Annotated in this window: 8 protein-coding genes and 1 tRNA gene; 8 read left to right on the forward strand and 1 reads right to left on the reverse strand. The window is 68.9% G+C overall.

Annotated features, from left to right (window positions below; genetic code table 11):
• Nucleotides 1-127 precede the first annotated feature (127 nt).
• From KIH73_RS03850 to KIH73_RS03880, 7 genes are all read left to right on the forward strand, one after another.
• Complete coding sequence (locus KIH73_RS03850; RefSeq protein ID WP_219080736.1) at nucleotides 128-2,422, forward strand: heavy metal translocating P-type ATPase; 2,295 nt, start codon at nucleotides 128-130, stop codon at nucleotides 2,420-2,422.
• A 140-nt stretch (nucleotides 2,423-2,562) separates the two neighbouring features.
• Nucleotides 2,563-4,014 (forward strand): FAD-dependent oxidoreductase, encoded by a 1,452-nt coding sequence (locus KIH73_RS03855; RefSeq protein WP_219080786.1) that lies wholly within the window; start codon nucleotides 2,563-2,565, stop codon nucleotides 4,012-4,014.
• 233 nt (nucleotides 4,015-4,247) lie between these two features.
• On the forward strand, nucleotides 4,248-5,192 hold the full coding sequence (gene htpX / locus KIH73_RS03860) for a zinc metalloprotease HtpX (protein ID WP_219080788.1): 945 nt from the start codon (nucleotides 4,248-4,250) through the stop codon (nucleotides 5,190-5,192).
• A 449-nt stretch (nucleotides 5,193-5,641) separates the two neighbouring features.
• Nucleotides 5,642-5,715, forward strand: a tRNA-Gly gene (locus KIH73_RS03865).
• A 496-nt stretch (nucleotides 5,716-6,211) separates the two neighbouring features.
• Nucleotides 6,212-9,142 carry a right-handed parallel beta-helix repeat-containing protein gene (locus tag KIH73_RS03870; RefSeq protein ID WP_219080790.1) on the forward strand — a complete coding sequence of 977 codons (2,931 nt, stop codon included), beginning with the start codon at nucleotides 6,212-6,214 and terminating at the stop codon, nucleotides 9,140-9,142.
• A 668-nt stretch (nucleotides 9,143-9,810) separates the two neighbouring features.
• Nucleotides 9,811-10,899: a class II fructose-bisphosphate aldolase gene (fbaA, locus tag KIH73_RS03875; RefSeq protein ID WP_219080792.1), complete on the forward strand. Its 1,089-nt coding sequence runs from the start codon at nucleotides 9,811-9,813 to the stop codon at nucleotides 10,897-10,899.
• 410 nt (nucleotides 10,900-11,309) lie between these two features.
• Complete coding sequence (locus tag KIH73_RS03880; RefSeq protein ID WP_219080794.1) at nucleotides 11,310-12,299, forward strand: alpha/beta hydrolase; 990 nt, start codon at nucleotides 11,310-11,312, stop codon at nucleotides 12,297-12,299.
• A 403-nt stretch (nucleotides 12,300-12,702) separates the two neighbouring features.
• Here KIH73_RS03880 and KIH73_RS03885 read toward each other — a convergent pair whose 3' ends face one another.
• Complete coding sequence (locus tag KIH73_RS03885; RefSeq protein WP_219080796.1) at nucleotides 12,703-13,671, reverse strand: hypothetical protein; 969 nt, start codon at nucleotides 13,669-13,671, stop codon at nucleotides 12,703-12,705.
• 637 nt (nucleotides 13,672-14,308) lie between these two features.
• Here KIH73_RS03885 and KIH73_RS03890 point away from each other — a divergent pair.
• A complete protein-coding gene (locus tag KIH73_RS03890) occupies nucleotides 14,309-15,610 on the forward strand; it encodes an adenylosuccinate synthase (RefSeq protein ID WP_219080798.1) in 1,302 nt (433 codons plus the stop codon).
• Nucleotides 15,611-15,625 lie beyond the last annotated feature (15 nt).

Genomic DNA, 15,625 nt, shown 5'->3' on the forward strand with positions numbered 1-15,625 from the left:
CGAATGTTGATCTTTACGCCGTGTGTCGTGCGAAGCATTTCGTCGATGGGCTAACAAGGCGTGAGTGCAGCACCGACCGTAGGGGTGGTCCATACGGCCGATACCGATGCGAGCGTAAGGAGAGACGATGAGATCCATCGTTGCCATCTGCCACAAGATTCTCAATGTGTGCAAACTTGTCCCCATGCTGCCGATCGTCATCGTGGCGGTCCTTCCCATCGCCCTGACCTGGAATCTGCGTCCGTGGGACACGTCGTTCTGGTTCGTCGACCCCAGCATCGGGCAGTGGATCGTCATCCTGCTGGTCGCCTACACGATCGTCGACACGATCCGCGGCATGATCGACGACATCCGCCACGGCCACGTCGGCGTGGACGTCCTCGCCGTCGTCGCGCTGCTGTCGACGGTCGCCGTCGAGGAGTACTGGGCCGCCTGGGTGATCGTCGTCATGGTCCACTCCGGCTCGGCCATCGAGGCCTACGCCGAGGCGAAGGCCGAAAGCAGCCTGACCGCGCTGATGCAGGCCGCGCCGCAGATCGCGCACGTCGCCGAGCTGCCGGGCGTCGGCCCGGAGGCGCGGGGCGGCGAGGGCGGCGCCCGCCGCGACCGCGCCGCCGACGGGTTCCGCGGCCTGCCCGAGGGCGAGACGCTGTCGAAGTCGTCCGCGGCCGCGCTCGACGAACAGGCCGCCCACGCGCATTTCGCCACCGTTCCGGTCGAGCAGGTGCGGCTGGGCGACGTGCTCATCGTCCTGCCCGGCGAGACCGTCCCGGTCGACGGCGAGCTGCTCAGCGGCTCCGCGACGCTCGACCTGAGCAACATCAACGGCGAGCCGGTGCCGCGCGAGGTGTTCGCCGGCGCCCGCGTGATGTCCGGCGCGATCAACGGCTCGACGACGCTGACGATGCGCGCCACCCAGCTCGCCCGCGATTCGCAGTACCAGCGCATCCTCGAGCTCGTGGCCTCGGCGCAGAGCTCCCGGGCGACCGTCGTCAGGACCGCTGACCTGCTGGCGGTGCCGTTCACCGTGATCTCGTTCGTGATCGCCGGCCTGGCGTGGATCGTCTCGGCCGACCCGACGCGCTTCGCGCAGGTGCTGGTGCTCGCGACCCCCTGCCCGCTGCTGATCGCCGCGCCGGTGGCGTACATCGCCGGCACGGGCCGCCTGGCGAAGGCCGGCATCCTGATCAAGACGCAGGAGGTGCTGGAGAACCTCGGCCGCATCTCGCACATCTTCTTCGACAAGACCGGCACGCTGACCGTCAAGAAGCCGCAGGTCGTGCGCGTGGAGACGCCGTCGGACGCCGCCCCCGCCGCGCTGGACGCCGACCACATCCTGATGTACGCGGGCGTCGTCGAGTCCTATTCGGTGCACATCCTCGCCAAGGGCATCGCCACCGCGGGCACGGCCGTCATCGAGCGGCTGAAGAAGCGCGCGGACGCCGGCGAGGCCATGCCGCCGGAGGACGACTGGCTGACGGCCGTGCGCGCCCACCCGGTGGTGCGCAACGTCGCCGAGGACTCCGGCAAGGGCGTCGTCGGCGAGGTGAACGGGCATGAGATCAAGGTCGGGCGGTTCGCGTTCGTCACCGGGCAGCCGGCGGAGACCCCGGCCGGGCCGGCCGCTTCCGCGGATCGCCGCCGCGACCCCGACGGGTTCCGGCTCACGGCCGGCGCGCGGGCGGCCGCGCGGTCCGCGGCCGGCGCCGCATCGCGCGACATCGACTCGCCGGCGCGGCATTTCGGCGCGATGGCCGCCGACGAGATGGCCACGTATGTGGCGGTCGACGGCGTGCTCGCCGCCCGGATCGTGCTCAAGGACGTGCCGCGCGCCAACGCCAAGGAGTCGCTGGCCAGGCTGCGCGCGATGGGCGTGGAGCGGCTGACGATGCTCACCGGCGACAAGCGCGCCTCGGCCGACATCATCGCCGCCGAGGTGGGCATCGACGACGTGCACGCCGAGCTGCTGCCCGAGGGCAAGGTGCAGGCGATCAAGGACGCGGCGCAGGAGAGGCCCGAGGACCGCCCGTGGTGGGACGCGATGCTGTCGCGCTTCGTGGGCGACTCGCTGACGCGCTCGGTCACGATGATGGTGGGCGACGGCGTCAACGACGCCCCGGTGCTGGCGGCCGCGGACATCGGCATGGCCATCACCGACGGCACGTCGACCGCCGCGTCCGAGTCCGCGCAGGTCGTCATCATGAACGACGACATCGCCGCCGTGCCGCGCGCCATCGCGATCTCCCGGCGCACCAAGCGCGTGATGCTGCAGGCCGTGTGCCTCGGCCTCGGCCTGGCGCTGGTCGGCATGGTGGCCGCCGCGTTCAACCTGATTCCGGCCGTGATCGGCGCGGTCATGCAGGAGGCCATCGACGTGGTGTCGATCGGCTGGGCGCTGACGGCGCTGCTCGACCGGGACTGACCCGTCGGGCCGTTCCCGGCCGGCCGGTTGCGGCGGGCCGCCCGCCGGCGGCCCCCGGAACGGCCCCCGAGCGCGCCGCCGGCCCGCGGAAATTCGTGCCGCCCCGCCCCTGTTGCGATTCGAGGCTTTGCGCTAGGCTGGTGCGCGTGAGTGAGAATACCGAACTTCGTATTGCTGTGATCGGCGCCGGCCCGGCCGGCGTCTATTCCTCCGACATCTTCCTGCGCCAGCTCAGGAAGGTCGGCGCCGAACTGGGTCTCGGCGAGAACGCCCGCATCGACCTGTTCGAGAAGCTGCCCGTGCCGTTCGGCCTGGTCCGCTACGGCGTGGCCCCGGACCACCCGTCCATCAAGTTCATCGCCGACGCGCTCGAGAAGACGCTCGACAACCCGAACATCCACCTGTACTGCGACGTGGAGTTCGGCAAGGACGTGACCCTGGACGACCTGCTCGCCCGCTACGACGCCGTGCTGTTCGCGACCGGCGCCGTGGAGGACAAGCCGCTCGGCCTGCCGGGCTCCGACCTGGACGGCGTGTACGGCGCGGCCAAGTTCGTCGAATGGTACGACGGCTATCCGACCGGCGCCCGCACGTGGCCGCTCGAGGCCGAGGAGGTCGCCGTGATCGGCGGCGGCAACGTGGCGATGGATGTCGCCCGCGAGCTGATGCGCAACGCCGACGACCTCAAGGCCCGCACCGACATCCCCGACAACGTGTACGAGGGCATCAAGGCCAACAAGGCCCGCGTGCTGCACCTGTTCATCCGCCGCGGCGTGGCCCAGGCGAAGTTCTCGGTGCAGGAGCTGCGCGAGATGGAGAAGTTGCCCGGCGTGCAGCTGATCATCAACGAGGACGACTTCGAGCTCGACGACGACACGATCGAGGAGGCCGGCAAGGACAAGCTCACCCGCCAGATGGTCGAGGAGCTGTTCGCGATCCGCGAGATGGCCGAGGACATGGAGGACGACGGCGACGTCGACTTCGAGGGCAACCCCGCCGACCGCAAGTACTACATCCACTTCAACGCCGCGCCGACCGAGGTGCTGGGCGAGGACGGCAAGGTGGTCGGCATCCGCGTCGAGCGCACCGAAACCGGCGCCGACGGCGTGATGCACCGCACCGGCGAGTTCGAGGACTACACGGTGCAGGCCGTGTACCACGCCATCGGCTACAAGCCGGCCTCGGCGCCCGGCATCGCGTACGACGACCGTCGCGCCCACCTGGCCAACGCGAACGGCGACGGCCGCATCACGACCGAGGCGGACGGCGGCGACGTGCGCGACCGCCTGTACGCGACGGGCTGGGCCAAGCGAGGCCCGGTCGGCCTGATCGGCTCGACCAAGTCCGACGCGCTGATGATCGTCACCAACATGCTGGAGGACCTCTCCAAGGCCGCCGAGGGCGGCCGCGTGGCCGAGGACCGCGACCCCGAATCGATCGACCGCCTGCTCGCCGAGCGCGGGGTCAAGCCGATCGACTTCGCCGGCTGGAAGAAGATCGACGCGTTCGAGCGCGCCGAGGGCGCCAAGGAGGGCCGCGAGCACAAGAAGGTCATCGACCCCGACCAGATGCGCGAGCTCGCCCACGCCTGAGCGCCCGTTGCCGCGGTCGCTGCGACGTCGCCTGCGGCGGGCGTCGCGCCGGCCGCGGCCTGTCCGGGCCGGTGGCGCGCCGCGGCATGATGCATGACGACCGGTGTGTTGCCGGCTGCTCATCGGCAGCCGACAACACACCGGTCGTTGTCGTTCCGGTCGTTGCCGGGGGGCATTTCGCGTAAAGCAGTTACCCAGCAAACGTTCAGCCATGCTCCTTACGCTGGTGCCCTATGGATGGCAAACTGCGCGTGCATGGCCACTACAACGGGTTGAAGACCACGCTGCTCTTCGCCCTGATGTGGGCCGTGATCATGCTGATCTGGTGGCTGACCGGCGGCAGCCGCGGCACACTGGGCATATTCATCGTCATCGGCCTGGCGACCACGTTCGGCTCGTACTGGTTCTCCGACAAGCTGGCGATCGCGTCGATGCGCGCCCGCGAGGTCTCCGAGCAGGAGGCGCCGATGCTCTACCGCATCGTCCGCGAGCTGTCCGCCAAGGCCGGCAAGCCGATGCCCCGCATCTACATCGCGCCGACGATGAGCCCCAACGCCTTCGCCACCGGCCGCAACGAGCGCCACGCCGCCGTCTGCTGCACCCAGGGCATCCTGCAGATCCTCAACGAGCGTGAGATCCGCGGCGTGCTCGGCCACGAGCTCATGCACGTGTACAACCACGACATCCTCACCTCGGCGGTGGCCTCCGCGATGGCGACCGTGATCAGCTACCTGGGCTATTCGCTGATGTACTTCGGCTCGCCGCGCTCCAACGACCGCGACGGCGACGGAGCCGGCGCCTTCGGCCTGATCGGCGTGCTGCTGAGTTCGATCCTCGCGCCGATCGCCGCGTCGCTGATCCAGATGGCGATCTCGCGCACCCGCGAATACGACGCCGACGAGGACGGCAGCCGGCTCACCGGCGACCCCGAGGCGCTCGCCTCCGCCCTGAACAAGATCTCGTACGGCGCGCAGACCAACCGCATGCGCAAGACCGCGGCCACCCAGGCCGTGTCGTCGATGATGATCGCCAACCCGTTCTCCGCCGTCGGCTTCAGCAAGCTGTTCTCCACCCATCCGCCGACCGAGGACCGCATCGCGCGGCTGATGCGGATGGCCCAGGAGATGCGCGCCTCCGGCATCTACGGCGCCGGCGGCGACGCGCAGATCCGGTACTGACGCGATCCGCGGCATGCGGCATGAAGCCATTCGGCATGAAGCCATTCGGCATGAAGCCATTCGGCATGCCTTCATGCATGGCTCGCCTCATGCGCCGGATGCCGCTCCGCGCACAATGTGCATTGACCGTCGCGGCGATTTCGGCATCATGCCAATGACCACCCGCGCCGTTCCACGCGCACAATGTGTCTTGGAGGAGGTGGCGGTTTTGGCGTCATTGCAATGGGCGTCCATGCTTTTCGACGCGCACAATGTGTCGGTGGGATGAGCGTATGCCGGCGATGCGATGCCATGCCGTGCCGGTGGTACCGGGCTTGTGCGGTTGCGCGCGGCGTCCGTGCCGCCGTGCCCGCGTCATCGTGCGTCGCCGTCATGCGTGTTGTCTGTTTCCCATTGCGGGGCGGACGTGGTAGGCTATGGTTTTGTGCCTGCCACAAGCGGGCCGGTTTGCGGGCGTAGTTCATCGGTAGAATGAAAGCTTCCCAAGCTTTAGAGGCGGGTTCGACTCCCGTCGCCCGCTCCACTTCCCTGCTTATCCGCCGCACGCCCCTAGGCGTCTGGCGCGCTGTTTTCTCTTGTCGTTCCGGTTCCATTCGCAATTGCCAGTCGCGTCTGCTGGCGGCATATGTTCGCCTGTTCCGCCGCTCTCGCGCCGTCGCCCCCGCTCCGCCGCGCCATGCCGCTGTTCCCGAGCCGCTCGCCTGGCCGGTTCCGGTTCTCGGGGCGCTTGGGCGGAAGTCGGAACCGGACGGAGCGTGGGCGGCTCCGACGTGCGGAGAGATGGGTTTCGGCGTGTTTGGATGAGTGCATGACATGACCGCGGTGCGGCTCCGGCATGCGGGGGCGCGGGGGTAGGGGTTTCGGGTCCCAAGCCGTTGTTCGGTAGTCTTTCAGCCATACGCAAGCCTATATGCCTATATACAGGCGGCTTGCCTGGCGGATCACACCACTCGGGAAAGACACGGTATATGACACGGAAACGCCCAGCACACAAAGCGCATCACACGCGCATCAGGCCGTTGGCATGCATCGTCGCCATGGCGTTGTGCGGTTCGCTCGGCCTCGCGGCGTTCGGCGGCACGGCCCTCGCCGACACCGCCGACGCCGCCGGCGGCACGGCGGCGGTCACGACGGTATCCACGGCGGATGCCCCGGCGGCCCCCGACGGCGCGACGCCGGGAACCGACGGCGGCGCGCTGCCCGACGGGGACGCGCCCGTCGGCGATACGGGCACGCCGGGAGCCGGCACGGCGGCGCAGCCCGCGACCGGTGACGCCGGCGCGGCGGACGGCACCGGCGCCGCCGCGGATGACGGCGCAACAGCCGGCGCCGACGATACGCCGGCGAACGGCGGCAACGCCGATACGGCGACAAACGGCGCCCCCGACCCCGCGCCCGTCGCGGACCCCGTCGCCGGCATCGGCGACACGACGTACGCCACGCTGGCCGACGCATTGGCGCACGCGCAGCCCGACGACACCATCGTCCTGCTGAAGGACGCCTCGCTGGACGCCACCGTCGTCGTCGCCGACAACCTCACGATTGAACTGGACCAGCACGAGATCCAGGTCAGCCTGCCGGCGGCCAATGGCACCGCGAACGCATTCGACGTCCGATCCGGCGCCGTCCTGACCGTGCGCAACGGCTCGATCTACGGCACGCCCGCGCAGGACTCGCGCGCGGTGCTCGCGCACGCCGGATCCGGCGTCGTGGTCGACCACGCGCGCATCGCCGACTTCCGCGCCACGAGCGGCAACGGCGGCGCCATCAGCGCACAGGGCGCGTCGCTGACGTTCGATAATGCGGAGTTCGGCTTCGTCGACATGGCCGACGGCGGCGGCGTCGCCCGCTGGGGCTACAACGAGGCGCTGTCCGGCGGCGCCGTGTACGCCAAGGACTGCACGATACGCGCCGTCAAGACCGCGCTGTACTACAACAACGCCACCGCCGCGCCGCAGATGTCCGACGCCGCGGTCGGCAGCGGCGGCGCGATGCTGCTGGAGGGCGACGCGACCGACGCCGTCATCGCCGACTCGTACTGCCTGAGCAACACCGCGGGCGCGAACGGCGGCGCGCTGTACCTCACCGGCAAGGGCCGGCTGTCCGTGTCCAACGTCTGGTTCGACTACAACGCCAGCGGCGCGAAGTCCAACGGCGGCGCCATCGCCGCGTCGGGCGGCGCGGTCACGATCGAGGGGTCGAAGTTCCAGGAGAACATCGCCAAGGTCGCCGGCGGCGCGCTGTATCAGCGCGGCGGCTCGCTGACCGTCTCCGGCACGCAGTTCCTGAGCAACGAGTCGCAGGCCAAGAACACCGAGGGCGACGGGCTGCAGTCCGGCGGCGCGATCTACCTGGCGAGCGGGGCGGACTTCGCGGTGACGGACAGCGAGTTCACCGGCAACAAGGCGCCCGACGCCTCCGGCGGCGCCATCGTGGCGTTCTACCCGAAGGACTTCTCGGTGCGTACCAGCACGTTCAAGGACAACAGCGTGTTCACCGGCAACTTCCTGCTGAGCACGGGCACCGGCGGCCTCGGCGGCGCGATCTTCGCGATCATCACCGGCGACGGGCTGCTGGAGGGCAACACGTTCGAGGGCAACGAGGCCAGCGCCGGCGGCGCGCTGTGCGCGTACAACCTGTTCGGCGGCATGAAGAGCTTCGTGATGCGCGACAACGTGATGCGCGGCAACACCGCCACGGTGCGCGGCGGCGCGATCCGCCTGCTCGACCGCGAGGCGGCCGGCGACTTCACTCTCGAATCGGGGCTGATCGAGGGGAACAAGGCCGTCATCGGCGGCGGCATCGACCTGACCGCCCGCGACCCGGGCGACACCCAGGTCGACCTGGCGCTCAGGAACGTGCTGATCACCGGCAACCGGGCCGGCGCCGGCGGCGGCATCTGGTCGTGCCCGTCCAGCCAGCTGCGCATGTACCCGACGATGGGCGGCGCGGTGTACGGCAACACCGCCGGCATGGACGAGAACCCCGGGGGCATGGCCGTCGTCGGCGACGACATCCAGTACGAGGGCCTGGACACCAACGGGGACAAGACCTTCCTGCCGCTGGAGTCCGCGCCGACGACCTTCATGGCGCTGTCCGGGCGCGCGCTCGGCGGCGGCCGGGTCGACTGGTACGAGGACGCCGCCTCGCGGTACGCGGACGGTCCCGTGCTCAAGGACCCCGCCGTCTGGGGCGGCACCAACCTGACGACCGGCCTGCACGCGGAGCTCGGCGCCGACGCGATCGCGGCCGCGACGGCCGAGGCGCGGCTCGTCATCCGCGACAACGAGGCGGACCTGGTCGGCGGCGGCATCGCCTCCAACAGCATCGTCGAGATCGGCGTGCCGACCGGCACCGTCGATGTGCCGGTCTCCAAGAGCTGGGCGGACGGCGCGGCGGGCGCCGATTCGGTCGTCGCCGTGCTCTACCGCGTCGCCGACGACGGCAGCCGGCTGCGGCTCGACGAGGCGACGCTCGACCAGGACGGCGGCTGGAGCCACACCTTCGACGCGCTGCCCGCGACCTACCTCGCCGCGGACGGCGTCGAACGCGACGTCGTCTACACGGTCGCCGAGGAGGGCGCGGACGGGTCCGGGCGCGTCACCATCGGCGGGACGACCTACGAATCCGTGGTTTCCGGCGACGCCGCGGGCGGGTTCACGATCACCAACACCGCGGTGGCGGATCCCGAGCCGGATCCGGATGGGGACCCCGATCCGGGCGAGATGCCGGGCGGCGGCGATCCCAAGGGCGATCCCGACCCGGGCACGCCGGAGCCGGACGACCACGGGACGGGCGAAGGCAAGCAGGCCGCGTCGACGGACGACGCCGCGAAGCCGAAGCGGCTCGCCGCGACCTCGGGCGCATCGATGCCGATGGCGCTGGCGGCCGCGCTCATGCTGGGCGCCGCCGTGCTGACGGCGGTGTGCCGCAGGGCGATGCGCCGGTAGCCGTGCTCCGCGACGGCGGCATCCGGCCGCCGCCGACGCCGAAACGCAACCGAGGGGCGTCCGCCAATGCCAGGCGGGCGCCCCTCCGGCGTTGCGGGGACGCGGCAGGCCGGGTGACGGGCCGCCCCATGCCTATCGCCAATGGGTCTTCCGGCGTTTCAGGGCGCCGCGGGCCGGGATGCGGGAACGAATGCGGAGGCGGGCGCTCCTTTCGTGCCGAAGAGCAGGCGCGCCGCCTGGCGCGAACATGCGTGCAGTGGCGTCTCGGCGTCTCGAGGGCGCCCGCTCTGTCGGAGTCGACTGTTGTCGGGGCGCCGCGTGCCGTTCCGTCGGGCGTTGCCGCGCCGTTCGACCGCCAACGACGTGCGGCCTGCCGGGCGTCGCCGCTGTTCGTCAGCCGTTGACGTTCCGTGCCCGCCGTGAGTCCGTAGGACATGCCGCTACATGGCGGCGTGGCGTTGTGCCGCCCACGCTCGGTGGAGACCGCCGCCCGGTCCAAAAGCCGTAAGACGCCCGCCTGCCGCTCCGCGCCCGTGCGGTGCCGCAGTCAGTCGCATGCCCCGCTGCGCAGGTCCGCCGCCCGACGCCGCGGCCGACTGTGACCAAACGCACACGGCGCCGGGCCGCAAAACGGGGCGGGGTCGCGGAAATGGCGCGATAATGGCAGTATGACCATTGCAACTCCAGAACGTTATGCCGAGATGCTGGATGCCGCACGCCATGGGGGATACGCGTATCCGGCGATCAACGTGACCAGCTCGCAGACGCTCAACGCCGCGCTGCAGGGCTTCGCCGAAGCCGAATCCGACGGCATCATCCAGGTGTCGGTCGGCGGCTCCGCCTACTTCTCCGGACAGGGCGTCAGGGACCGCGTGGTCGGCTCGCTCGCGTTCGCCGCGTTCGCGCACGAGGTCGCCGCGCATTACCCGAACATCACGGTCGCGCTGCACACCGACCACTGCGCCAAGCAGTACCTCGACGAGTGGGTGCGACCGCTGCTCGACCACGAGATCGCGCAGGTCCGGCGCGGCGAGGAGCCGACGTTCCAGTCGCATATGTGGGACGGCTCCACCGTGCCGCTGGAGGAGAACCTCGACATCGCCGAGGAGCTGCTGGAGAAGTCCGTGCGCGCCCATACCGTGCTCGAGATTGAGATCGGCGCGGTCGGCGGCGAGGAGGACGGCCACTCCGCCGAGATCAACGAGAAGCTGTATTCGACGCCGGCCGACGGCCTGCGCGTGGCCGAGCGGCTGGGGCTGGGCGAACACGGCCGCTATATGGCCGCGTTCACGTTCGGCAACGTGCACGGCGCCTACAAGCCGGGTGTGGTCAAGCTGCGCCCCGAGCTGCTGCGCGACATCCAGACCGAGGTGTGGGACGCGATGCGCGACGGCCGGCTCGGCAGCCTGGGCGCCTCGACCGTGTCGTCCTGCGCGATCCCGGACCTGCCGGAGGGCAAGCCCTTCGCGCTGGTGTTCCACGGCGGGTCGGGGTCCACGCCCGAGGAGATCGCCGCGGCCGTCTCCTACGGCGTGGTCAAGATGAACATCGACACCGACACCCAGTACGCGTTCTCGCGTGCGATCGCCGGGCACATGTTCCGCAACTACGACGCCGTGCTGAAGGTCGACGGCGAGGTGGGCGACAAGAAGATGTACGATCCGCGCTCCTGGGGCCGCGAGGCCGAGGACGCGATGGCCGCGCGCGTGGTCGAGGCCTGCGTGCAGCTCGGCTCCGCCGGTCGCGCGCTGAAATAGCGCCCGCGCCCGGGCCTGCGCTTGCCGCCCGGATGGCCGCCGCCGCTCGGATTGATTCCTCGCCCCGTGCTGCCTGGGCCCGCTCCGCATGGCCCAGGCTCTGCATCGCCTGGGCTCCGCAAGGCCAGGACCGCATCGCTCGGGCCTCGCATGGCCAAGGCTTCGCATCGCTTGAGCTCTGCATCGCTTGAGCTCTGCATTGCTTGGGCTCTGCATCGCTCAGGTCCCGCGCCCCGCCCGCTTTGCCGGTCATCCGCCCCCTTTCTCCCCGCGCACAATGTGCAATTCTTCACGCTGAGCGCGTCAAAATCGCAGCTCAGCGTGAAGAACTGCACATTGTGCATTTGGGGAGGGGCGGATTCCTCCGATGCCGGGGCTTATCATCGAAAGCATCGACGAAGGAGACAGCCATGCCCGACAACGAAGCCGCCGCCAATATCGCTGCGCCTCCGGCCCAATCGCCGATGGAGCCGCTGCTCGGATACACCGCCGCGACCTTCCCGCGGTCCGACGAAGCCCCGGAAGGCTGCCGGGTCATCGACGATTGGGAGGAGGACGACTTCGGCCATCCGGTGGATATCACCGAGGAGACCTATGTGACGCGACGGCTATCCGATGGATCCGCGGTCGACCTGCCGATGTGGATCTACTCGCCCGCCGGCGTGCGGCCGCCCGATGAGGGCTGGCCGGTGGTCGTATTCGTGCGCGGCTCGGCGTTCCATGAGCAGAACGTGCTGGGGTTCACGGACTGCTGCGTGCGAATCGCCGCGCGCGGGTACCTGGTTGCCGCCCCGAAGTATCGGCATAGCGACATCGCGCCGTTCCCCGCGCAGATGCAGGACTGCAAAACCGCGGTGCGATACGTCCGTGCGCATGCCGGCCGGCTGCACGCCGATCCCGAGCGCGTGGCGCTGTGGGGTGAGTCGTCCGGCGCGCATACGGTGCTGATGGCCGGGTTCACCGGCGATACGGGGCCCGACACCGAGGATTACCAGGAGTTCAGCGCCGAGGTGCGGTGCATCGTGGACTGGTATGGGCCGACCGATTTCGCGATGATGAACTATTACCCCAGCGCGCAGAATCATCATGACCCGGACAGCCCGGAAGGCTGGGAGCTGGGGCATGTCGACGTGCTCGAGCGGCTCGAGGACAGCCGTCTTGCATCGCCGATGACGTATCTTGTCGCCGAGCGTCCCACCCCGCCGACGCTGATCATGCATGGCGGGCGCGACATGCTGGTTCCGTTCAATCAGAGCTGCAGGCTTTATGCGCGAATGCGCGAGCTGGGCAAGGACGTGACGTTCATCAAGCTCGCCGAAGCGGGGCATGGCTGCCGGGGCTTCCGCAGCGAGCGGGCGCTGGGATGCGTCGCCGATTTCCTGGCCGCTCATATGGGATGATCGGATCGCGCTGCGCCTTTCGGCGGCGGGAAGCGCTGGCGCGCCGGCGCCGCGCCGATCCGCCTTGCCGGGCATTCCTTTCCTATATCCCTATATCCCTATATATCCCTATATCCCTTTTGGATATATCCCTTTTGGATAATCCCATGCGCACAATGTGCAGTTCTTCACGCTGAGCGGGAATTATCAGGCTCTCAGCGTGAAGAACTGCACATTGTGCGCATGGGGAAAGAGGCGCGCCCTGGCTGAGGGGAGCGGCAGGATGGGCTATGGGCTATGGGCTATGGGCTATGGGCTATGGGCTATGGGCTATGGGCTATGGGCTATGGGCATGGCGTGCAGGGCGGCCGCTTGGCGATCGCCCGGTGGCCGGAATCAAAGCGGTCGGGCAGGATGCCCGGCGTCAGGAGGATTGCCGGCGAAGCGGAACCCCCGCGAGCTTGAGCTTCTGCCGGACGTTCTGCGGATGCTTGATGAGCTCCATATAGGTGAACCGTACGATTACGACGTTCCCGGACAATCCGAGGTTGGTCTCGCGCTCGCGTTCCCTGAGCACGGTGTCCACCACGTCCTGCCCCTGGATCATCTCCGGGTTGATGTACTTCTCCCTGCCGTCGAGCTCGCCGATGATCATGCGCCCGTCGGGCAGCCGCCACAGAAAATCGACGCGCGCGGATGCGTTGGTGACCGGGTTGCGGAACCAGGCCTGCAGCTCCGGGGCCTCGAATCCCCATTCGATGAAATGGCCGCGCGCCTTCGACTCCCCTCCGTTTTCGCTGCGTCCGTCCGCGAAGCCGATGACGCTGCGCGCCTGCTGTATGCCCGCGCAGCGTTTGTTGCGCTCGCAGAAGGCGATGAGGTCGTCCTTGGTAAGCAGGTGCTTGCGTAAGGCGGCATCGCAGATCGCCAACCCGTCCGGGAACTCGCACATCCGGGCGCAGTCGAACACCGTCTGCAGCAGACCGGTGACAAGGACCCCGTGTCTGGTCGTTGCCGCCGGTTCGGGAATGTGGTGGAAGGTGAAGCATTCGCTGTTTCTGGTGCGGTTGCCGTACTGCTTGGCTATATGGATGGTGCCGTGGAGATACATGTTTTCCGTCAGTCCCCAGACCGCCGCCGCGCTGACGAGGCACAGCACCCAGGTCTTGCGCATGGCGGCCACGGTGCGCATCATATGCATGATGCGTTCATGGTAGCTGAGTCGGTTCCAGTAGTCGCGGCGGGCGAAGAAGCGGGGCAGTGGGCGCACCAGTTCATTGACGGCGGCGCGACGCATGAGTTTGTTGCGCTGCGCTGAGCCGGTGCTCCAGACGCAGCGGCGTTCGCGCTGGGCCTTGTCGAATAGCTGGTCGATGTCGTTGTCCCGTTTCATGGTTGCACGATATCGGCGGCGCCCCGGGGGATGGAAGCGGACCGGGGCATTGTGGTCGAACGATTATGGGTTATCCACAATTCGGCGTGTTGCGGAGCCGTTCGCCGTCTATCGTTCGTCTTGCGTCGGATTCGTCTGCATGCTGTTCGATTCGGATCCGTCGGTTTACCGCCGAGATGCTGCTTGATCTGCCGGTTTTCGCGCCTGGCCCGCATCCCCTGCGCGCACAATGTGCAGTTTTTCACGCTGAGCGGCCGCGAATGGGGCCTCAGCGTGAAAAACTGCACATTGTGCGCGGGAGGTTGGCGGCTGCGGGGATTCGGGATTGGGCATCGAGAATCGGGCATTGGGAATTAGGCATTGGGAATTAGGGATTGGAATTGGAGATTTGGAATCGGGAATCGGACGGCCCGGGCGCTTGGGGATTGAAGGATCCGGGCGCCGGAGGCATCCCGCGGCCGCCGGCCTTCGCAACGAAGGCATCCCCCAGCCGCCGGCCCTCGCGCGGCGGGCATGCGCGGCCAGGCGGCCCGCCGCGAGGTTTAGGGCTCACGGTACGCTACTTGTGTCGAAAATGTGTCGGCCGCCGCCCAGAAGAGACCGCAGGCGGCGCGCGATGCATAAGGAGGTGCTGGCAATGCCTGGAATCGTGCTGATCGGCGCCCAGTGGGGCGATGAGGGCAAGGGCAAGGTGACCGATCTGATCGGCACCAAGGTCGATTACGTCGCCCGCTTCAACGGCGGCAACAACGCGGGCCACACGGTCGTGGTCGGCGACGAGTCCTACGCGCTGCACCTGCTGCCCAGCGGCATCATCAGCCCGAACGTCACGCCGGTGATCGGCAACGGCGTCGTGGTGGACCCGGAGGTGCTGTTCGAGGAGATCGACGGCCTGGAATCCCGCGGCGTGGACTGCTCGCGCCTGCTGGTCAGCGAGTCCGCGCAGGTCATCGCCCCGTACCACCGCGTCATCGACAAGGTGACCGAGCGCTTCCTGGGCAAGCGCAAGATCGGCACCACCGGCCGCGGCATCGGCCCGGCGTACGCGGACAAGATCAACCGCGTCGGCATCCGCGTGCACGACCTGTTCAACGCCGAGCATCTGCACGACAAGGTGGAGGCGAGCCTGCACCAGAAGAACCAGATGCTGGTCAAGCTGTACAACCGCCGCGCCATCGACGTGGACCGCACCACCGACGAGCTGCTCAAGCTCGGCGAGCGGCTGCGCCCGTACGTGGCCAACACGAGCCTGGTGCTGAACCGCGCGCTCGACGCCGGCAAGACCGTGCTGTTCGAGGGCGGCCAGGCCACGATGCTGGACGTCGACCACGGCACCTACCCGTTCGTGACCAGCTCGAACCCGACCGCGGGCGGCGCGTGCACCGGCACCGGCGTCGGCCCGACCCGCATCGACCGCGTGATCGGCGTGTCGAAGGCGTATGTGACGCGCGTCGGCGAGGGCCCGTTCCCGACCGAGCTGTTCGACGAGCAGGGCGAGTGGCTGCAGCGCCAGGGCCACGAGTTCGGCGTGACCACCGGCCGCGCGCGCCGCTGCGGCTGGTTCGACGCGGTGGTGAACCGCTACGCCGTGCAGGTCAACGGCCTGACCGACATCGTGCTGACCAAGCTCGACGTGCTCACCGGCCTCAAGGAGATCCCGATCTGCGTGGCCTACGACGTGGAGAACCCCGACGGCACGCACACCCGCTACGACGACATGCCGTGCGACCAGGCCGCGTTCGCCGCGGCGAAGCCGGTCTACGAGACCATGCCCGGCTGGGATGAGGACATCTCGCGGGTGCACGACTTCGACGACCTGCCGAAGACGACCCAGGCGTACGTGAAGCGTCTGGAGGAGCTGTCGGGCTGCCGCATCTCGGTGATCGGCACCGGCCCGCAGCGCGACCATGTCATCTCCGTCCACTCGCTGCTGGACTAGCCGCCTGGGCGATGA

The organism is Bifidobacterium phasiani (genome assembly GCF_019331775.1).
GTDB lineage: Bacteria > Actinomycetota > Actinomycetes > Actinomycetales > Bifidobacteriaceae > Bifidobacterium > Bifidobacterium phasiani.